This is a genomic window from Roseateles sp. PN1 (assembly GCF_038419725.1).
Classification (GTDB): Bacteria; Pseudomonadota; Gammaproteobacteria; order Burkholderiales; family Burkholderiaceae_C; genus Paucibacter_A.
Map to the genome: position 1 here is coordinate 37,071 of NZ_JBCARA010000004.1, position 18,164 is coordinate 55,234.

Below are 18,164 nucleotides of genomic sequence, written 5' to 3' on the forward strand. Positions count from 1 at the left end.
CTTTTTTCTTGTTTGTGGCTGCCTCAGTCCGAGGGTCAAGCCTTGGGTTTTTGGAAGAAAACCCCACTTAGCGCTGCATTGCGGCTGAGCGCTTGAGTTTCAGCTAGTTGCTTTTCGGCTGACACAGTCCAGGTAGGCGTGGCCATCGGGTGGCAGACCGCTGCGCTGCGAGGCCCAGATCATTTCGCCTAGGCAGTCCATCGCCGCGTGGTGGGCCTCATGCAGCGAGTTGCGGCGCGAAGCCAGCAATTCCACTGCTTGGCGGATGCCATGCGGCTGATCGATGGCATGTTGCTCGGTGATCGTCAGATGCATGGACAGGTGCAAGAAGGGGTTGGTGCGGCCTTCTTCTACGCTGTACACCGCCGCCAAAGCAGCCTCTTCATCGGCAAGCTCGGCGTGGTACTCGGGATGCTCGCTGATCCAGTCGGCAGCAATCACCTCCATGGGAATCAGCGGCGCGCCAGCGCGCAGCTTGCGGTAGGTGGCACAGAAAAAACGACGGACTTCGAGTTGGGACGGAGCAAACATAGAGCGCTATTGTCGCCGCAGGCGCGCGGCGTGTCTGCGAGCCCCGGCGCCAAGTTGAAAGGCAAGGCCATTCTTTGCGTGCTTTTCCATTTTGCGGAGGTCAACCGGGCGGGATTGATCCCGCGCCGTCATTGCCTTTGACGGCGCCATGCGCTGACTGAGTTTTAAGTCCAATCCTGGGGCAGCTGATCCGAGCCCGGCCTGCGTCCTGCCGCTCTTTCCTCGGCGAAGAGCTGCTCTAACTGCTCGCGTCCCTGTTTGGCCACGGCAATCAAGGCTGCCCGGTCCTTGGCAATAGGAACTGACTTTTCCAACTGATCTAGGTTGAGCTGCCGGAAGCGCCAGGCCAGCTTGCGCGCCGCGTGCGGCTGCAGGCCCAGCAACTCCAGCGCGCTGCGGCCGCTCATCAACGCGGCGTCGAAAGTCTCACGCTCGATCAGCGTCACGCCCAACTCGCGCAGACGGAAGTAGTGCTGCACATTGCGCGCCCGGGCCACCACTTTGAGCTGCGGGAAATGGCTGTGCGCCAACTCGGCAATGGCGATGCTTTGCGCCACATCGTCCACCGCCAAGACCAAAATCTTGGCCTCGGCTGCCCCCGCTGTTCGTAGCAGATCAAGCCGGGTGGCGTCGCCGAAAAACACCCGCCAGCCGAATTCGCGCATCAGCTCGATCATCTCGGCGTCCTGGTCCAGCACCGTGGCTTCGAAGCCGTTGGCGTAGAGCAGGCGCCCCACGATCTGCCCGTAGCGGCCAAAGCCCGCGATGATGATGGGCGTGGGTTTGAGCGGCTCTTGCTCGGCTTGGTTCGGTTGGGCGCGGCTCAGCAAACGGGGCAGCAGCAGGCGGTCAGCCAGCAGCAAGAGCAGCGGCGTGCAGGCGAGTGATAAGGCCACCGCCGCCACCAGGGCCGAGTTCTGCGAGGCATCGATCAGCCCGGAACTCTGCGCCAGCTGAAACACCACGAAGCCGAACTCACCACCCTGGGCTAGCAAGATCACGAACAAGGGCCGCTCCAGCAGCGGAATCTTCATCCACGCCGCCATGCCCGCCAGCAGCAGGGTTTTGAGCAGCAGCAAGGCCGTCAGCAAGACCAGCACCAGCCCCGGCTGGGTGAGCAACACGCGCAAGTCCAGCCCCATGCCCACGGCGATGAAGAAGAGGCCCAGCAGCAGGCCTTTGAAAGGCTCCAGATCGGTTTCCAGCTCGCGCCGGTATTCGCTGTCGGCCAGCAGTACGCCGGCTAGAAAAGCCCCCAGCGCCATCGACAGGCCCACTGCATGCATCAAGGCCGCCGTGCCCAACACCAACAGCAGGGCGGCGGCGGTAAAGATCTCGGGCGTGCGGCTGCGGGCGATCCAGCGAAGCGCGGGGCGCAGCAGCAAACGCCCGCCGAAGATGATGCTCAGCACCACCGCGACGGCCTTGAGCGCCTGCCAGCCGCCGTGGCCGCCATCACTGGCGCCGCTGGCGGCCAGAATCGGCACCAGGGCCAGGATGGGGATGGCGGCAATGTCTTGCAGCAAGGCGACGCTGAGAATGGCTTCGCCCGCCGTGGTGCGGCCCACATTGCGCTCGGCCAGCACGGCCATGGCCACTGCTGTAGACGACATGGCCAGCCCCAGGCTCACCACCAGACTCAAACGCCAAGGCTGGCCCAGCAGCAGCGCCAGGCCAAACAGCAGCGCCGTGCAACCCAGCAGCTGCAGCGTGCCCCAGCCGAAGATGGGCCGGCGCAGCGCCCACAAGCGCTTGGGCTCCAGCTCCAGCCCGACCAGAAACATCATCAAGACGACGCCGAATTCGGCCACTTCGAGGATCGTCTCCGGCGCACTCACCAGGCCCAGCACGGCGGGCCCGATCAGCACCCCGGCGACCAGATAGCCCAGGATGGCGCCCAGGCGCAGCCAGCGCGCCAAGGGCACGGCCAGCACGGCGGCGGCAAGAAAGACCAGCGGCAGGTCGAGCCAGGAATGCGTGATCATCGGCGGCTGCCTGGCTGTGCCAGGGGGCTGAACAGGGCAGGGCGAGCATCCAACTCGATCTCCGGAAGGCTGGGCGGCTGGGCGGCCGATGGATTGGAAAAATTCAGCAAGGCCTGCACAAAGCCCAAGGCATGTTGGTGCAGCTCGGCCTCGTCAACGCGATGCGCGCCGTGCAGCAGCAGCGGCGGCCGGTATTGCATGCCGCACAGGCGGGCAATTTGTTGGTAGGGCAGCAAGAAGGCGTCGATGGCGTGGCCGTGATGGCCATCCGCGCTGTAGGACTCGGCCTGGCCGCCGGTGGAGCTGACCAGCCAAAGCGTCTTGCCACGCAGCGCCTCGCCGCCAGGCCCATAGGCCCAGCCGAACTTCAGCACCTCGTCGACCCAGAGCTTGAGCAAGGCGGGCATGCCGTACCAGTGAAAGGGGTGCAGCAGCACCACCATCTGGCTTTGCGCCAGCATGTGGCGCTCTTGCGCGAGGTCGATGGCGTAATCGGGATAGAGGCGGTAGAGGTCGCGCAAATCCAGCAAGGGGCTGGCAGCGGCCTCAACGGCCTGCGCCAGGGCGCGCGTGACGCGCGACTGGGCCAGGTCCGGGTGGGCCAGAAGGATGGAAACAGGGCACATGGCGCACAGCCTAACCGCAGTTCGCCCGAAAAATTCTGGCGCTACCATTGCGCGCAGCCAATCCGCACGAGGTTTCATTCGTCACAGATCGATGCCTCGGAAAGTGAGCGCCAGTCATTGGCGCGTCGAGCACCCAGTCTGCTTGCCGCCAGAGCCCGGTGCGCCGCCTCAAATCAAGGAAGTCAATATGCCCGTGATCCTCATTGCCAACCCCAAGGGGGGTGTCGGCAAAAGCACGCTGTCCACCAATGTGGCGGGCGCGCTGGCCTGGCGCGGCCACCAGGTGATGCTGGGGGACGCGGACAAGCAGCAGTCCTCGCGCCGCTGGCTCAGCCTGCGTCCGCCGCAGCTGCCGGCCATTCAGGGTTGGGACTTTGACGGCGAGCTGACCGTCAAGCCGCCCAAGGGCGTCAGCCATGTGGTGATCGACACCCCGGCCGGTCTGGGGGGCAAACGGCTCAAGGCCTTGTACAAGCTGGCGGACAAGATCTTGATTCCGATGCAGCCGAGTCTGTTTGATATTCAAGCCACCTTCGACTTCGTTCAGCATCTGCAGGATTTGCTGGGCGAGCTGGCGCACAAAAAGCAGCCTCCCGACATCGCTCTGCTGGGCATGCGCGCCAAGGATGGCACCTTGTCGCTCGAGCAGCTGCAGCAGTTCGTGCCGGAGTTGAAGCTGCCCTTTCTGGGTTTCTTGCGCGATACCCAGAACTATGTGCAGCTGGCGGCCCGTGGCCTGACGCTGTGGGATGTGGCGCCCAGCCGGGTCGAGCGTGACCTGCAGCAGTGGCAGCCTGTGTTGACTTGGTTGGAGCATCGCGATGCGTGAGTTTGCAAACCTGGCCGAAGTGGCCGCCCTGCAAGGGCAAGAGATTGGCGTCAGCGAGTGGATCTTGATCGATCAAGCGCGCATCCAGCAGTTCGCCGATGCCACCGATGATCAGCAGTGGATCCATACCGACCCGGTGCGCGCCGCTGCCGGCCCCTTTGGTTGCACGATTGCGCATGGCTTTTTGACCCTCAGCCTGATCCCGCGATTCTTTGAGACCGCCTTCCGCATCCGCTCGGTGCGCATGGGCTTGAACTATGGCCTGGGGCGGGCACGCTTCCCCGCGCCTGTGCCGGTGGGCAGCCGGCTGCGCGGCCGCTTCACGCTCAAGAGCTGCGAGCCGCTGGCCGGCGGCGGCGCCCAGATCAGCATCGAGGTGAGCGTGGAGCGCGAAGGATCAGACAAGCCCGTCTGCGTGGCCGAATCTCTGACCCGCCAGTTCGAATAGGCCAGCTTCACGACGAAACCCACCCATAGGGGGTATGCCCAAGCGGGCAGCCTCTGACCTATCATTCGCCTCCAAATGAAGATCGAGGCGTGGACGTGGGGAGTGGGCAGATGAAGGTATTGCTGATCGATGATCATCCATTGATTTTGTCGGCCTTGAAAACGGTGATTGAAGGTCTGGGCAGCAATGTGCATGTGGTGGGTGCCGACAGCGCGGCGGCAGCGCGCGCGGCGCTGCAGGCCAGCGATGACTTCAATCTGGTCTTGCTGGACTTGCAGTTGGGTGACGCCAGCGGCTTCGATGTGCTGGACGAGTTCCGCGAGAACTATCCGGCCTTGCCAGTGGTGGTGATTTCCGCCTCCGACCGATCCAGCGATGTGATCCGCTCCATCGACCAGGGCGCGATGGGTTTCGTGCCCAAGCGCAATAGCACGGAGCTGCTGTCGCAAGCACTCAAGCTGGTGATGGCTGGCGGCATTTATGTGCCGCCCATGAGCTTAGGGGCGGAAGCGGCGCCGCCCGTCAATAGTGGCGCCTCATCGGCGGCGCAAAACCAGCACAGCCGTCTGCAGCAAATTCAGCAAGAGGCCATGGCCTCTAACTTCCAGGGCGCCACCGGGCTGGAAAGCCTGTCGCTGACGCCGCGCCAAACCGATGTCTTGGCCTTGCTGCTGCAAGGCAAGCCCAACAAAATCATCGCCCGCGAACTGGGCGTGTCGGTCGAAACCATCAAGGACCATGTGGCCGCCGTGCTCAAGGCCTTGGGTGTGGGTTCGCGCACGCAAGCCGTGCTGGCGGTGGGGCAGCTGGTGCAAAAGCAGCCCGATGCGCATTTCTCGACTTGGCGCAACGGCCAGCCTTGAACGGATTGCAGCCCTGAGGGCTCGGTCTGCTCGGTGTGATCGGCCTCAGCGGCCTAGCGAAGCGGCATTGTTCGGGCTCGGCCGGCCAGGTTCTAGTCAGCTGGGCTGATAAGTCAGGCGCACGTAGATCGGCGCAAAGGCCTCGGCCTGGGTGACTTCGAGCAGGCGCTCGCGGGCCAGCTCCAGCATGGCGATGAAGGTCACCACCAGCACGGCCTGGCCGCGTGAGACATCGAACAAGTTCTCAAACTCGACAAAGCGCTTGCCCTGCAGGCGGCGCAGCACGATGCTCATGTGCTCGCGCACCGACAAATGCTCGCGGCTGATGCGGTGGTGTTGAACCAGCCGGGCGCGACGCAGGATGTCCAGCCAGGCGTCGCGCAGATCGACCGCTTCGACGTCGGGGAAGCGCACTTCCAGCGACTGCTCGATATGCACCTGGGCTCGCAGAAAATCGCGGCCGACGACGGGCAGGGCATCGAGCTTGGCGGCTGCCAGCTTGATTTGTTCGTACTCCAGCAAGCGCCGCACCAGCTCAGCGCGGGGGTCTTCGGGCTCGCTGCCGTCATCGGTTTTCTTGGGCGGCAAGAGCATGCGAGATTTGATCTCGATCAGCATCGCCGCCATCAGCAAGTACTCGCTGGCCAGCTCTAGATTGTGCTTGCGCAGCTGGTCCACATAGCTGAGGTATTGCCGGGTCACATCCGCCAGCGGGATGTCGAGAATATTGAAGTTCTGCCGCCGGATCAGATAGAGCAGTAGGTCCAGCGGGCCTTGAAAGGCTTCGAGAAAAACCTCCAACGCATCCGGTGGGATGTAGAGGTCCAGCGGCATCTGGAACAGCGGCTCACCATAGAGCCGCGCCACGGCGACGTTGTCCACCACCTCCGGCATCAGCGCGGCAGCCGTAGGCAGCGCCTGCGCATCATCCGCCTCGGGCAGTGGCGGCAGGCTGAGCTCGGTGTTCTGGCTCACAGGCCGGCGTGGCAGCGCTGCTTAATTGGATTTGGTCTGGTAGACGTAGGGCTGCTGCTCAACGCGGGCGGCGCGGTAATCGGCCTGGGCGGCGCGATCCACGTTCTTGTCCCACAGCAGGGCACGGCCGGCGCGTTGTTCTTGCTCCAGGGTCGGGCGCTTGGCCTTCAGCTCATCGATGAAGGTGCTGGCTTCGGACTTGTAGGCTTTCCAGAACAATGGCATTTTGATGAGTGTGTGAGGGAAAAACGTGGATTTTACAGGGGCTTTGGCGTTGCGATCTGCATCTGGCTCAGCAGCCAGTCCGACAGATCGGGGTAGATGCCTTTAGGGCCCAGCGCTTCGGCTAGGCCGCCGCGCCGGATCAGGCTGGCGGGCTGCTCGTTGAGCCCGCACAGCACCAGCTTCTGACCCTGGCGCTCAAGCGTGCGTTGCAGCTGTTGCAATGCGTCCAGGCCGGAGGTGTCCATGGAGATCAGCATCTGTGCGTCCAGCACCAAGGTGTGCCCTTCGGCACCCAGCGCGGTGGCCAGGTTCTCGACCTTGCCCACAGCGCCGAAAAAGAGGGAGCCGTAGAGCTGGTAGATCTTGCTGTTGCTGGCGATGGCTGGGGCTACATAGGGCAGCTCCATCGGCTCGACCTTGAACAAGGTACTCATGCGGTAGATGAAAAACACGCAAGCCAGCACCAGGCCCACTTCCACCGCGACCGTCAGGTCGAACACCACGGTCAGCACAAAAGTGCCCAGCAGAATCGTCCGGTAGGGCAGGCTGAAATTGCGCAGGCGGGCGAACTCATGCCAGTCGCCCATATTCCAGGCCACCACCAACAAGATGCCGGCCAGCGCCGCCAGCGGAATATGCGCCGCCAGCGGTGCCGCCACCAGGATGATGATCAGCAAGCACAGCGCGTGCACGATGCCCGCCACCGGGCTGCTGGCGCCGGCCCGCACATTGGTGACGGTGCGGGCAATGGTGCCGGTGGCCGGAATGCCGCCGAAAAAGGGCGTGACGATATTGGCGATGCCTTGGGCCATCAGCTCCTGGTTGGGGTCGTGGCGTTTCAGCTCGGTCAGGTTATCGGCCACCCGCGCGCACAAGAGCGATTCGATGGCGCCCAGCAAGGCGATGGTGATGGTGGGGATGAGCAGCATCTTTGCGCTGCTCCAGCTGAAGTCCGGCAGGGCGAAGCTGGGCAAACCCTGCGGAATACCGCCGAAGCGGCTGCCGATGGTGTCCAGCGGCAGATGCAGAAAGTAGGTCGCGGCGGTGGCCGCAGCCAGCGCAATCACCGTGCCGGGCAGTTGCGACATCCAGCGCCGCAGTTTGGGCTTGAAGCCTTGCGCGGCGCGGTCCATGGCATAGGTTTTGGGCCAGAGCACAACGATCAAGACACAGGCGCTGCCAACCAGCGGCGCCCAGGGCTGCACCTCACGCCAGTGCTCGCTCAGCACGGCCAGCTGGCTGAAAAAGTCGGCCGGCATCTTGTCGATGTGCAGGCCCAGAAAGTCTTTGAGCTGCGACAGGCCGATCAGGATGGCAATGCCATTGGTGAAGCCGATGACGATGCTGACCGGGATGTAGCGTACCAGCACGCCCAGCTTCAACGCCCCCATCGCCAGCAGCAGGCCGCCGGCCAGGATGGTGGCGATGAGCAGATTGCCTAGGCCGTAGCGCTGCTGGATGCCGTAAATGATGACGATGAAGGCGCCCGCCGGCCCGCCGATCTGCACACTGGAGCCACCCAGTGCCGAGATCAAAAAGCCCGCGATGATGGCCGTGAAAACGCCTTGTTCGGGCTTGACGCCGGAGGCAATTGCGAAGGCCAAGGCCAGTGGCAGGGCCACCACGCCGACGGTGAAGCCGGCGCCCAGGTCGGCAATAAAGCGTGCCCGGGAATAGTCCTTGAGCAGGTCGAGGGAGCGCGGGTGGAAGCGGTGCAGCTTGTCAAACATGTCTGAGCCATTGTGCGCCTGACGAGGGCACAAACAATTCGGGCCGTCGCTAGGACGGCCCGAGTCTGGCGAGGCAAGCTTGCGACAGGCTTGCGCGTTAGCAGAGAAGTGGCTTAGCGCACCCGCATGCCCGGCTGCGCACCGGGGAAGGGCTCCAGCACGAAGATGCCGGGGTTGGCTTTTTCGTCCGCATGGCTGGCGGCCAGCACCATGCCTTCGCTGATGCCGAACTTCATTTTGCGCGGCGCCAGATTGGCCACCATCACGGTCAGCTTGCCTTCGAGCTGTTCAGGCTGATAGGCGCTCTTGATGCCGCTGAACACATTGCGCAAGCGGCCTTCGCCGGCGTCCAGGGTCAGGCGCAGCAATTTGTCAGAGCCTTCCACATGCTCGGCCTTGACGATCTTGGCAATGCGCAGATCGACCTTGCTGAAATCATCGATCTTGATCTCGGGCGCGATGTCTTCGCCGCCGGGAATTACTTTCGGCGCAGGAGGCGCTTCGAACAAGGCCTCGACCACCTTGATGTCGATGCGCTGCATCAAATGCTCGTAGCTGCCGATCTGATGGGCGCCCAGTGCGCGAGCGGCATCGCTGAACTGCAGCGGCTCAACGCGCAAGAAGGCTTCCACCTTGGCGGCCAGCGCGGGCAGCACCGGCTTCAAGTAGATCGTCAGCAGGCGGAAGGCTTCGATGCAGACGCTGCAAACGTCTTGCAGCACGGCGTCCTTGCCTTCTTGCTTGGCCAGCTCCCAGGGCTTGTTCTGGTCCACGTACTCGTTGACGCGGTCGGCCAGCAGCATGGTCTCGCGCAGGGCTTTGCCGAATTCGCGTTCTTCGTACAGCTCGGCAATCGTTGCGGCATGGGCGCGCAGGCCGTCCAGCAAGGTTCGGCCTTCCACGCCGACATCGCCGGACAAATGGCCGCCGAAACGCTTGCTCAGGAAGCCGGCAGCGCGCGAGGCGATGTTGATGTACTTGCCAACCAGGTCGCTATTGATGCGGGCGACAAAGTCTTCCGGGTTGAAGTCGATGTCCTCGACCCGGCCGTTGAGCTTGGCGGCGATGTAGTAGCGCAGGCACTCGGCGTTCAGGCCCAGGCTGAGGTACTTCATCGGGTCCAAGCCGGTGCCGCGGCTCTTGCTCATCTTTTCGCCGTTGTTGACGGTCATGAAGCCGTGCACGAACACGTGGTCAGGCGTCTTGCGGCCGCTGAAGTGCAGCATGGCGGGCCAGAACAAGGTGTGGAAATAGGTGATGTCTTTGCCGATGAAGTGGATCTGCTCCACCTCGGGGTCGGCCAGGAAGGCGTCGAAGTCGCGACCGATCTTGCCGAAATAGTTCTTCAGCGAGGCCAGGTAGCCAATCGGCGCGTCTAGCCAAACGTAGAAATACTTGCCCGGCGCGTCGGGAATTTCGATGCCGAAGTAGGGCGCGTCGCGGCTGATGTCCCAGTCGCCCAGGCCGCCCTTGCCCTCTTCATCCTTGGTGAACCATTCCTTGATCTTGTTGAAGACCTCGGGCTGCAAGCGGCCCGGCGATTGCGTCCATTCTTCGAGGAAAGCGATGCAGCGTGGGTCGCTGAGCTTGAAGAAGTAATGCTCCGAGCTCTTGAGGATGGGCGTGGCGCCGGTCAGCACCGAGTAGGGGTTCTTGACTTCGGTCGGCGCGTAGACGGCGCCGCAAACTTCGCAGGAGTCGCCGTACTGATCCTTGGCGCCGCACTTGGGGCATTCGCCCTTGATGAAGCGGTCCGGCAGGAACATCGACTTCTCGGGGTCGAAGAATTGCTCTATCGCCTTCACATCGATCAGCTCCTGGCGGCGCAGGGCGCGGTAGACGTCTTTGGACAACTCGTGGTTCTCCGCGCCGTCGGTGGAGTGCCAGTTGTCAAAGCTGATGTGGAAGCCGTCGAGATAGGGCTTGCGGCCCGAGGCGATGTCAGCCACGAATTGCTGCGGCGTTTTGCCGGCCTTTTCGGCCGCAATCATGATGGGTGCGCCGTGCGCGTCGTCGGCGCAAACAAAGTGCACCTCCTGACCCATCATGCGCTGGAAGCGCACCCAGACATCGGCCTGGGTGTATTCCATGATGTGGCCAATGTGGAAGTTGGCGTTGGCGTAGGGAAGGGCGGTGGTGACGAAGAGCTTGCGGGTCATGATGGCTTTTTTTGCCCCGGGCAACGCCGGGAAGTCCACCATTTTAGGGCCACAGCCCGAAGGTGCGCCTCGGGGCTCCAAGCCTCGCTCGGCGCAGCCCTGTCGCTGAGGACTTGGGCTGGCGCTCGATGCAGAGTTTCGGGCCGCTGTGCGGCCCGCTGAGTCCGCTTAGGCGGTGCTGCCAGGTGTTTCGTTGCTGGCTGCGGGCTCAGCCCCTTCGGCCGGCTCGCTGCCATCGGCCGGCGCATCGGCTTCGCCTTCAGGCTTGTTGGCCTTGCGCATGCGCTTTTCTTCGGTCTTGCGTTTCTTGGCCAGCTCGCGTTGGCGTTTTTCGTATGAGTAGTTGGGTGTGGCCAATGCCGTGCTCCTGCAAGAGGTCCGCGATGCGCGGGTTTGCCTTCAATGTAACCGCAGCGAGGCCTTAGTCGCCAAGATGGGCGATCAAACAGGCCATTCGGCGTCCCGGAATCACGCTAGGCGACTTAGCGCAGGAAGCTCAGAAATACTTCAAACATGACAGCTAAGTGACTGATTTTTATAGCGCAGCAAGACTATCCACCGCTGCTGTGGATAACTTTGTGGACAAGGCCCCTGAGCGGCCGCCAAACCCTTGTCCCACCGTGCATCAGCTTAGCTTGCCTCATTTCGAAGCAGTCGACGGCATTCAATATGAATCAACAACTTAGCGTCGCTGGCCGAGAGGGCTAGGGACTTGCCCGGCTGGTGCTTGGAAAGGCTTGACTCAGGCCAAAAATGGGGATAAGTCAAGCGCGCTAACACAGAAATGATCGATTTTTTGGGGGCGAGTCACTCGAAATGCCCGGGGCTATCCCCATCCGCTGTGGATATCTTTGTGGGTGGCTTGGCGGTAGTTTCGCTAAGTGCTTGATGGGCTTGAGACTTTGCTGGCTTGCCTCAAATTTGGGCAGGGCTCAGGTGAATCCTGCGGGCAATGCCTGAGGGATTGCCACATTCGTCCAGCTAAAATCACACGATTTACACAATAACTCGATGACTCAGGCACAGATGGCACAGACGGGAGGAGCGGCGGCTCGGACGGGTTCCAGAAACGCTGAATGTTTCGAGTTGAAGAGCGCCAGCCTGAGTTTGCTGGCGCTGGTGCTGAAGTCCGCGGATCTGGCCGAACTGGCCGCCGCCTTGGCCAGCAAATGGGGCGATACGCCCGAGCTGTTCAGCCAAGACCCGCTCTTGCTGGACTTGAGCCAATTGCCCGCTGATGCCGATGCGGCCGCTTTGCTCGACGTGGCGGCCTTGCTGGCCTTGCTGCGCCAGTACCGCCTGCAGCCGGTGGCCATCATGGGCGCACGCCCGGATGAGCTGGCTCAGGCGCTGAGCCTGGGTTTGGCAGAGGCGCCTGCCGACGAGGTGCAAGCCGCACGCCCCCGCGTCGACGAGGCCCCGGTCCAAATTCGAGAAGTGGTGCGCGAAGTCGTTCGTGAGGTGATCGTCGAGGTGCCCGTGCCAGCCGAAGGCAGCAGCGCCAAGACCCTGATCATCGACAAGCCCTTGCGCAGCGGTCAGCAGGTCTATGCCAAGGGCGGCGATCTGGTGGTGCTGGCCCTGGTCAACCACGGAGCCGAGGTGATTGCCGATGGCAGCATCCACGTCTACGCCCCGCTGCGCGGCAAGGCCATTGCCGGCGCCAAGGGCAATACCGAGGCGCGCATTTTCGCCATGAGCATGGAAGCGGAGTTGATCGCCATCGCCGGCACCTATCGCACCACCGAAAACCCCTTGCCCGACACCGTCTTGGGCAAGGCTGCGCAGATTCGGCTGGAAGGCGAGAAATTGGTGATGGAGCCGCTGAAGCTCTGAGGCCGGCCGAACTTGTTTTGAGATTGCAGATTTGAACCAGATGGGTCGGCGCTGAACCGGTCCTGCCAAGAGATTTTGAAAGGATTGAATTCGATGACCAAGATAGTCGTAGTGACTTCCGGCAAAGGCGGCGTGGGCAAAACCACCACCAGCGCGAGCTTTGCCACCGGCCTGGCTCTGCGCGGCCACAAGACCTGCGTGATCGACTTTGACGTCGGCCTGCGTAACCTCGACCTGATCATGGGTTGCGAGCGTCGCGTGGTCTATGACCTGATCAATGTCATCAACGACGAGATCAAGCTCAGCCAAGCCCTGATCAAGGACAAGCAGCTGGACAAGCTCTTCATCCTGGCCGCCTCGCAAACGCGCGACAAGGATGCCTTGTCGGTCGAAGGCGTGGAGCGTGTGCTCGAAGAGCTCAAGGCCATGGACTTCGACTTCATCGTCTGCGACTCGCCGGCCGGCATCGAAACCGGTGCCCTGATGGCCATGCACTTCGCTGACGAGGCCTTGGTGGTCACCAATCCCGAGGTGTCTTCGGTGCGCGACTCGGACCGCATCCTGGGCATGCTCAATAGCAAGACCAAGCGCGCCATCGACGGCAAAGAGCCCATCAAAGAGCATTTGCTGATCACCCGCTACAACCCGAACCGGGTCGAAGGCGGCCATATGCTGTCGCTGGAAGACATTCATGAGATCCTGCGCACGCCGCTGATCGGTGTGATTCCTGAGTCGGAAGTGGTGCTGCAAGCCTCCAACCAAGGCTCGCCCGCGATTCATATGCAGGGCACGGACGTGTCGGAGGCCTACAAGGATGTGGTCAGCCGCTTCCTGGGTGAAGACAAGCCCATGCGCTTCATCGAGGCCGTCAAGCCCAGCCTGTTCAAGCGCCTGTTCGGCGGCAAATAAGGAGTCGCTGCGATGGGATTTCTGAGTTTCTTTCTCGGCGAGAAGAAGACCACGGCCAATGTCGCCAAGGAGCGCCTGCAGCTGATTCTTGCGCACGAGCGCAATGGCCGTAACGCCAAGCCGGATTACCTGCCGCAGCTGCAGCGCGAGCTGGTGGCGGTGATTTCGAAGTACGTCAATATCAATCCCAATGACCTCAAGGTCACCGTCGAGCACGAAGGTGATCTGGAAGTGTTGGAAGTGAAGATCGAGCTGCCCGAGTCGGCGCGCTGATTTACGCTGCACAAAAAAACGGGGTCCTTGGGGCCCCGTTCTGCTTTGCAGTGCTGATGTTTGTCAGCGGCCTTGATCGGCCTCGGTCAAGCCCTGGCGCAGCCGCTTGCGCATGGCCTTTTCCAGCTTGTCCTGCTCATGTTGGTCTTCGCGCACCGCTCGCCACAGCGAGGCGGCAATCAGCACCAGAACGACCGAGAAGGGTAGGGCGAATACGATGGTGGCGGTTTGCACCGCATTGACACCGCCAACCATGAGCAAGCTGGCCGCGATCAAGGCCACCAGCAGGCCCCAGAGCAGCTTGGTCTTGTTGTCGGGCTCAGACTTGCCGCCGCTGCTCATCATGCTCAGCACCAGGGTGGCGGAGTCGCCCGAGGTGACAAAGAACACCACTACCAGCAAGGTCGCCACCGCGCTCATCAAGCCGCCCAGCGGCAACGCGTCAAACATCGCGAACATGGCCGTGGCGACATCGAGCTTGACGGCCGTTGCGATGGGCACGGCCTTGAAGATTTCTAGGTGCAAGGCGGTGCCGCCGAAGATCGAGAACCACAGCGCCGCGGCCAAGGTCGGCGCCAACACGGTGCCCAGAATGAACTCGCGGATGGTGCGGCCGCGCGAGACGCGGGCGATGAATACGCCTACAAAGGGCGACCATGAAATCCACCAGGCCCAGTAAAACACCGTCCAGCTGCCCACCCATTCGCTGGCGCGGAAGGGCGTCATGCGCAAGCTCATGCGCACGAAGTCAGACAAATAGGCGCCCAGGGTATTGGTGAAGGTGTCGATGATGGCCACCGTAGGCCCCAGCAGCAAAATCGCCAGGGCCAGGCAGGCCGCCAGAATCAGATTGGCGCTGGACAACCACTTGACGCCTCGACCCACACCGCTGAGCGCCGATAAGAGGAAGAGTGCGGTGGTGACGGCAATGATGACTAACTGCGAATTGATGCTGATAGGCAGGCCCAGCATGCGCTGCAGCCCGGCATTGATCTGCAAGGCGCCCACGCCCAGCGAAGCCGCCACGCCAAAGGCCGTGGCCACGATGGCGAGGATATTGACCAAGGGCCCGATGCGGCGCGCATGGCGCCAGGGCAGGGCATCGGTGGCCGAGCTGATCAGCGCCGGCTTGTCGCGACGAAACTGGAAGAAGGCAATGGCCAGACCGACCAGGCTGTAGACCGCCCAGGGATGCAGGCCCCAGTGGAAAAAGCTGTAGCGCATGGCCGCATTCGCGGCCTCGGGAGTGCCGGCCTCGACGCCGGGCGGTGGGTTGAGGAAGTGCGAGATCGGCTCGGCCACCCCCCAGAACACCAGGCCTATGCCCATGCCGGCCGAGAAAAGCATGGCGAACCAGCTGCCGGAGGAGAACTCCGGTTCATCGTCTTCCTTGCCCAGCTTGAGCTCGCCATAGCGGCTGAAGGCCAAGACCAGGCACAGCAGCACCAGGCCCAGCACGATCCACAAATACAGCCAGCCGAAGTTGCGCGTGACTTGCGCCAAGGCGCCGTTGAAGAAGGCCTGCATGTCCTGCGGTGCCAGCAAGCCCCACAGCACGACGCAGGCAATCACGCCGGCGGAAATCCACTTCTGCATGGCAATCCCTCTTTTTCTAGATCGTTCTTTCTTCAGCTCAAGCGCGCGGCTGGCGTTCGGGTGAAAGTCGCCCGGTGGGTCAGCGACTTGCGGGTTAACGATTTGCTGAAGGACTCTGCCGGGCCTGTTCGCGGAGCATGAAGAGATACAGGCTTTCCACCTTGGCGCGGGCCCATGGCGTCTTGCGCAGGAACTTCAGGCTCGATGCCACGCTGGGGTCCAACTGAAAGCAGCGGATCTCGATGCGCTGGCCCAGCTCATCCCAACCAAAGTAGTCGGCCAGCGCGGTGACGATGGCCTCCAGAGTCAGGCCGTGCAGCGGGTCTTTGGGCTTGTTGGCGGCGGATGATGCCGGTGATGCCGGTGATGCTGGCGAGTTAGGTGAGGTCATTTGTGATCGAACTGCTGCCAGTTCTTGCCCTTGTATTGCGCGTAGAAGGCCTTGATGGCCAGCATATCGGCTTCGATGTCGCCGCTGGGCTTGAACTGTGGCCCCAGGCCGCTGAGCTTGCGCTCGTAGTCCATATAAGCCATCACGATGGGCACCTGCGCCTCGTGCGCAATCCAGTAAAAGCCGGTCTTCCAGTAGCGCGTCTTGCTGCGCGTGCCCTCGGGTGGCACGATCAGTTGCACCGGGCCATCGGCTGCGCGCAGGGCCGCGGCCGAAGCGGCGACCAAGTTGCTGGACTGCTCACGGTTGACCTCGATGCCGCCCAGCCAGCGCATCACGCCGCCGAAGGGGAAGCGGAAGATTTGCCGCTTGCCCATCCAGTAGATGTTCAGGCGCAGCGCAAAGGCCACCATCAAGGTGTATGGCAGATCCCAGTTGCTGGTGTGGGGGGCGGCGATCAACACGCTTTTGTGTTGCTCGGGTGTCAGCGCGCCTTCGATCTTCCAGCCGGTGAGTTTGAGAAAGCCAATCGACAAGGTGCGCAGCACGGTGTTGACGATAGGTGTGGTGAAAATGGTTCTGTGCATGGTGAGCCGCGGAGCGGGCGAAACAGGCGCAAGGGCCGAAGAAGGGCGCTTGTATGCCCTAGGAAGGGGAGGATTATCTCGCGCCCGCGTCGGCGCTCAAAATGGAATGCCTCAATATGAGGCATTCCAGGGTTTGCGCTTTGGTGTCAATCACTTAGCAACGGCGTGCGCAGGCTATGCACGGACTTGTCCACAGCCACTGTGGACGGTGGGTAGCGGCTTGTGCGCGCTCCGGTGTCTTGGCTTAGTGCGCTTCGTCGCGCAGGTGTGCACAGCGGCGGTGCGCGCTCTGCGCACCCCCTTGAAAGCGGGGGGCTAGGGAATTCGACGGGGTGAGCGGGGAATCGTGCGGCCTAGACTGTTTGCATGGAATACGTCGTTAGGCAGCAAGTTCTGGAAGGTCTGGAGCAGGGGCTCGAGGCGGCGGCAGGCGTGTCGCGCCTGCATGCCTTGTTGAGCTTGGCCTGGCATTTGCGGCAACGCGATAGCCGGCGTGCCGAGACCTTGTTGGCAGAGTTCAGGCGCTGGCTGCCACGCCATCGGCTGCCGCTTGCTGAGGCCAATGCCGTGATGGCGCGTGCGGCCTTGGTGGCCTGCGAAACCGCCTGCCTTTTTGGGCGCATGGCCGATGCTCAAGCCGAGTTGGATCAGGCCCGCAATCATCTGCGGCCCAGTGTTGACGGGCATGCGGCGGGCGATGCTTTTTTGGCCGAGGCCTTGCTGGCCAAGCTCAGCGGGGATCGTGAGCGCGAATTGCATGCGCTGGAGTCGGCTTTGACTTGTTTTGCCAAGTTATCGGATCGCCAGCGCTGGGGCATTGCCGCGGGCATGCTGGCTTGCGATCGTGGCACCTCGCACGCGAGTCCTGGGCCGGTTCCTCAAGAAGAAGTGGACTCGTGCAACGCGGCCGAGCAGGCCTTTGCGCTGGCCGCCCAGGCCTTCCCTTTGTGCTTGCGTCAACCTGCCGAAGCGGCGCAGCTGTTCAATCGCTCCGCGGCCCTGGCGCTGGACATGGGCTTGCTGCGCTTTCATTGCATCATGAGCATGAACGCCAGCAATGCCTGCCTGGCGCTGGGCGATATGGAGGCGTCCGCCCAGTGCTTTGAGGCACCGGCGCACCGCGCCCGTCAGACCGGCTGGCCGCTGCTGATGGGCATGACGCAGACCCAGGTCGGCCGGGTTTTGCGCCATCTGGGTCGGCACCAGGAAAGCCTGGCGGCGCTGAACGAGGCGCTGCTGCAAATGCGTGGCTTGCCGCAGGGGCTGGGTAAAGCTTTTGCCTGCAGTGAGCTGGCTTTCACCTTGCATGCCCTGGGTCAGGTACGGGAATCGGTCGATGTGATGTGGGAGGCCATCCAGCTCTTCCGTGCCGGCTGCGCGATGGCCAATCTGGCCATGTCTTTGGCCCGGCAGGCCCATGCCCTGGCGCAGCTGGGGCAAATCGATGCAACCATGGTGGCGCTGCAAGAAGCGCAGGCGCTGAGTGAGCGTTTTGGCTGCCCGCTGGTGGATGTGGAAATCAGCGGCGCCCTGGCGGAGCTGCACCGCCGCGGCGCGCAGAACCTGCCGGCGCCCGCAGGCATGACCGCACCTACCGCCACCATTCACTACGCGGAGTCGGCGCTGGACAGGGGCCGGTTGATCCGGGGCTGGCGGCCGCCGGCGGCCTTGCTGGACTATCTGGCGGACGCGTGCGCGGAGGCCGACCAAATGCGCCAGGCTTATGCCTATTCGCGCCAGGCCCGGCTGGCGCATGTGCAGGACGGGGGCGGGCGACTCAGAAACCCGCGGGCGCTCTTGCACGTGCTGGGCGTGCAGATGGCCAGCAAGCCGCAGGACACGGTGCCGCCTGCGGCTCAGGCCGTGGCTGCTGCTCGCGCTGCTCCGCCGGTGCCGCTGCTTCCGTCAGCGCCATCGCAACAAATGGACTTGCTGACCCGCAAGGAGCAAGCAGTCTTGCAATTGCTGGCGCGCAATTACTCGAACAAGGAGATTGCGCAGGCCATGGGCGTCGGGGCTGAAACGGTGAAATGGCACCTCAAAGGCATGTTCAGCAAGCTCGAAGCCTGTTCTCGCAAACATGCGGTGACGCGGGCGCGTACGCTGGGCATGTTGCAGTATCCGGACTGAGGCGACTCAGGCCGCTTGCTAGGGCGCGGATTCGAAAGCCGGGCTGAGTCTTTCTTGCCCAGGCGTTGATT

18 protein-coding genes are annotated in these 18,164 nt (G+C 62.8%); 7 read left to right on the forward strand and 11 right to left on the reverse strand.

The genetic code is table 11. The features are described from left to right. Window positions 1-99: 99 nt before the first annotated feature. The 3 genes from AABB87_RS07385 to kefF all read right to left on the reverse strand — a co-directional run bounded on the left by AABB87_RS07385 (window position 100) and on the right by kefF (window position 3,142). Window positions 100-531: a DUF1841 family protein gene (locus AABB87_RS07385; protein ID WP_341970653.1), complete on the reverse strand. Its 432-nt coding sequence runs from the start codon at window positions 529-531 to the stop codon at window positions 100-102. A 164-nt stretch (window positions 532-695) separates the two neighbouring features. After that, window positions 696-2,516, reverse strand: coding sequence for a glutathione-regulated potassium-efflux system protein KefC (gene kefC, locus AABB87_RS07390; protein WP_341970654.1), 1,821 nt, complete (start codon window positions 2,514-2,516; stop codon window positions 696-698). Then, window positions 2,513-3,142: a glutathione-regulated potassium-efflux system oxidoreductase KefF gene (gene kefF / locus AABB87_RS07395; RefSeq protein ID WP_341970655.1), complete on the reverse strand. Its 630-nt coding sequence runs from the start codon at window positions 3,140-3,142 to the stop codon at window positions 2,513-2,515. The genes kefC and kefF overlap by 4 nt, the downstream gene beginning before the upstream one ends. A gap of 187 nt (window positions 3,143-3,329) precedes the next feature. Here kefF and AABB87_RS07400 point away from each other — a divergent pair, with 187 nt between their 5' ends. From AABB87_RS07400 to AABB87_RS07410, 3 genes are all read left to right on the forward strand, one after another. After that, window positions 3,330-3,971, forward strand: coding sequence for a ParA family protein (locus AABB87_RS07400; protein ID WP_058722091.1), 642 nt, complete (start codon window positions 3,330-3,332; stop codon window positions 3,969-3,971). After that, window positions 3,964-4,419 carry a MaoC family dehydratase gene (locus AABB87_RS07405; RefSeq protein ID WP_341970656.1) on the forward strand — a complete coding sequence of 152 codons (456 nt, stop codon included), beginning with the start codon at window positions 3,964-3,966 and terminating at the stop codon, window positions 4,417-4,419. Before AABB87_RS07400 ends, AABB87_RS07405 begins: the two co-directional genes overlap by 8 nt. 110 nt (window positions 4,420-4,529) lie before the next feature. After that, complete coding sequence (locus AABB87_RS07410) at window positions 4,530-5,282, forward strand: response regulator transcription factor (RefSeq protein ID WP_341970657.1); 753 nt, start codon at window positions 4,530-4,532, stop codon at window positions 5,280-5,282. A gap of 96 nt (window positions 5,283-5,378) precedes the next feature. Here AABB87_RS07410 and AABB87_RS07415 read toward each other — a convergent pair whose 3' ends face one another. The 5 genes from AABB87_RS07415 to AABB87_RS07435 form a co-directional block, all read right to left on the reverse strand. Then, window positions 5,379-6,176, reverse strand: a complete 798-nt coding sequence (locus AABB87_RS07415; protein WP_082680294.1) for a segregation and condensation protein A — start codon at window positions 6,174-6,176, stop codon at window positions 5,379-5,381. Window positions 6,177-6,278: 102 nt separating this feature from the next. After that, window positions 6,279-6,482, reverse strand: a complete 204-nt coding sequence (locus tag AABB87_RS07420) for a DUF3460 family protein (RefSeq protein WP_058719120.1) — start codon at window positions 6,480-6,482, stop codon at window positions 6,279-6,281. A 32-nt stretch (window positions 6,483-6,514) separates the two neighbouring features. Beyond that, the gene (locus AABB87_RS07425; RefSeq protein ID WP_341970658.1) at window positions 6,515-8,212 is read right to left on the reverse strand and encodes a SulP family inorganic anion transporter; all 1,698 of its coding nucleotides are present in this window, start codon (window positions 8,210-8,212) and stop codon (window positions 6,515-6,517) included. Window positions 8,213-8,325: 113 nt separating this feature from the next. Then, window positions 8,326-10,371, reverse strand: a complete 2,046-nt coding sequence (gene metG, locus AABB87_RS07430) for a methionine--tRNA ligase (RefSeq protein WP_341970659.1) — start codon at window positions 10,369-10,371, stop codon at window positions 8,326-8,328. 168 nt (window positions 10,372-10,539) lie between these two features. Beyond that, on the reverse strand, window positions 10,540-10,728 hold the full coding sequence (locus tag AABB87_RS07435; RefSeq protein ID WP_341970660.1) for a hypothetical protein: 189 nt from the start codon (window positions 10,726-10,728) through the stop codon (window positions 10,540-10,542). A 669-nt stretch (window positions 10,729-11,397) separates the two neighbouring features. Here AABB87_RS07435 and minC point away from each other — a divergent pair. The 3 genes from minC to minE all read left to right on the forward strand — a co-directional run bounded on the left by minC (window position 11,398) and on the right by minE (window position 13,389). Then, a complete protein-coding gene (minC, locus tag AABB87_RS07440) occupies window positions 11,398-12,207 on the forward strand; it encodes a septum site-determining protein MinC (RefSeq protein ID WP_341970955.1) in 810 nt (269 codons plus the stop codon). Between the two features lie 93 nt (window positions 12,208-12,300). After that, window positions 12,301-13,116, forward strand: a complete 816-nt coding sequence (gene minD / locus AABB87_RS07445; protein WP_295075955.1) for a septum site-determining protein MinD — start codon at window positions 12,301-12,303, stop codon at window positions 13,114-13,116. Window positions 13,117-13,128: 12 nt separating this feature from the next. Then, complete coding sequence (gene minE / locus AABB87_RS07450) at window positions 13,129-13,389, forward strand: cell division topological specificity factor MinE (RefSeq protein WP_058719125.1); 261 nt, start codon at window positions 13,129-13,131, stop codon at window positions 13,387-13,389. A 63-nt stretch (window positions 13,390-13,452) separates the two neighbouring features. Here minE and AABB87_RS07455 read toward each other — a convergent pair whose 3' ends face one another. The 3 genes from AABB87_RS07455 to AABB87_RS07465 form a co-directional block, all read right to left on the reverse strand. Continuing rightward, a complete protein-coding gene (locus tag AABB87_RS07455) occupies window positions 13,453-14,985 on the reverse strand; it encodes a BCCT family transporter (RefSeq protein ID WP_341970661.1) in 1,533 nt (510 codons plus the stop codon). Window positions 14,986-15,079: 94 nt separating this feature from the next. Further along, complete coding sequence (locus AABB87_RS07460; RefSeq protein ID WP_341970662.1) at window positions 15,080-15,376, reverse strand: VF530 family protein; 297 nt, start codon at window positions 15,374-15,376, stop codon at window positions 15,080-15,082. Continuing rightward, window positions 15,373-15,963 (reverse strand): 1-acyl-sn-glycerol-3-phosphate acyltransferase, encoded by a 591-nt coding sequence (locus tag AABB87_RS07465; protein WP_058719128.1) that lies wholly within the window; start codon window positions 15,961-15,963, stop codon window positions 15,373-15,375. The genes AABB87_RS07460 and AABB87_RS07465 overlap by 4 nt, the downstream gene beginning before the upstream one ends. 366 nt (window positions 15,964-16,329) lie before the next feature. On the opposite strand from AABB87_RS07465, the gene AABB87_RS23055 reads away from it, so the two are divergent. Continuing rightward, a complete protein-coding gene (locus AABB87_RS23055) occupies window positions 16,330-18,093 on the forward strand; it encodes a LuxR C-terminal-related transcriptional regulator (protein WP_445944842.1) in 1,764 nt (587 codons plus the stop codon). Window positions 18,094-18,164 lie beyond the last annotated feature (71 nt).

Coding starts and splice junctions, on each gene's coding strand:
- AABB87_RS07385 (WP_341970653.1), bottom strand. CDS start 531: ATGTTTGCTCCGTCCCAACTCGAAGTCCGTCGTTTTTTCTGTGCCACC.
- kefC (WP_341970654.1), bottom strand. CDS start 2,516: ATGATCACGCATTCCTGGCTCGACCTGCCGCTGGTCTTTCTTGCCGCC.
- kefF (WP_341970655.1), bottom strand. CDS start 3,142: ATGTGCCCTGTTTCCATCCTTCTGGCCCACCCGGACCTGGCCCAGTCG.
- AABB87_RS07400 (WP_058722091.1), top strand. CDS start 3,330: ATGCCCGTGATCCTCATTGCCAACCCCAAGGGGGGTGTCGGCAAAAGC.
- AABB87_RS07405 (WP_341970656.1), top strand. CDS start 3,964: ATGCGTGAGTTTGCAAACCTGGCCGAAGTGGCCGCCCTGCAAGGGCAA.
- AABB87_RS07410 (WP_341970657.1), top strand. CDS start 4,530: ATGAAGGTATTGCTGATCGATGATCATCCATTGATTTTGTCGGCCTTG.
- AABB87_RS07415 (WP_082680294.1), bottom strand. CDS start 6,176: ATGCCGGAGGTGGTGGACAACGTCGCCGTGGCGCGGCTCTATGGTGAG.
- AABB87_RS07420 (WP_058719120.1), bottom strand. CDS start 6,482: ATGCCATTGTTCTGGAAAGCCTACAAGTCCGAAGCCAGCACCTTCATC.
- AABB87_RS07425 (WP_341970658.1), bottom strand. CDS start 8,212: ATGTTTGACAAGCTGCACCGCTTCCACCCGCGCTCCCTCGACCTGCTC.
- metG (WP_341970659.1), bottom strand. CDS start 10,371: ATGACCCGCAAGCTCTTCGTCACCACCGCCCTTCCCTACGCCAACGCC.
- minC (WP_341970955.1), top strand. CDS start 11,398: ATGGCACAGACGGGAGGAGCGGCGGCTCGGACGGGTTCCAGAAACGCT.
- minD (WP_295075955.1), top strand. CDS start 12,301: ATGACCAAGATAGTCGTAGTGACTTCCGGCAAAGGCGGCGTGGGCAAA.
- minE (WP_058719125.1), top strand. CDS start 13,129: ATGGGATTTCTGAGTTTCTTTCTCGGCGAGAAGAAGACCACGGCCAAT.
- AABB87_RS07455 (WP_341970661.1), bottom strand. CDS start 14,985: ATGCAGAAGTGGATTTCCGCCGGCGTGATTGCCTGCGTCGTGCTGTGG.
- AABB87_RS07460 (WP_341970662.1), bottom strand. CDS start 15,376: ATGACCTCACCTAACTCGCCAGCATCACCGGCATCACCGGCATCATCC.
- AABB87_RS07465 (WP_058719128.1), bottom strand. CDS start 15,963: ATGCACAGAACCATTTTCACCACACCTATCGTCAACACCGTGCTGCGC.
- AABB87_RS23055 (WP_445944842.1), top strand. CDS start 16,330: ATGGAATACGTCGTTAGGCAGCAAGTTCTGGAAGGTCTGGAGCAGGGG.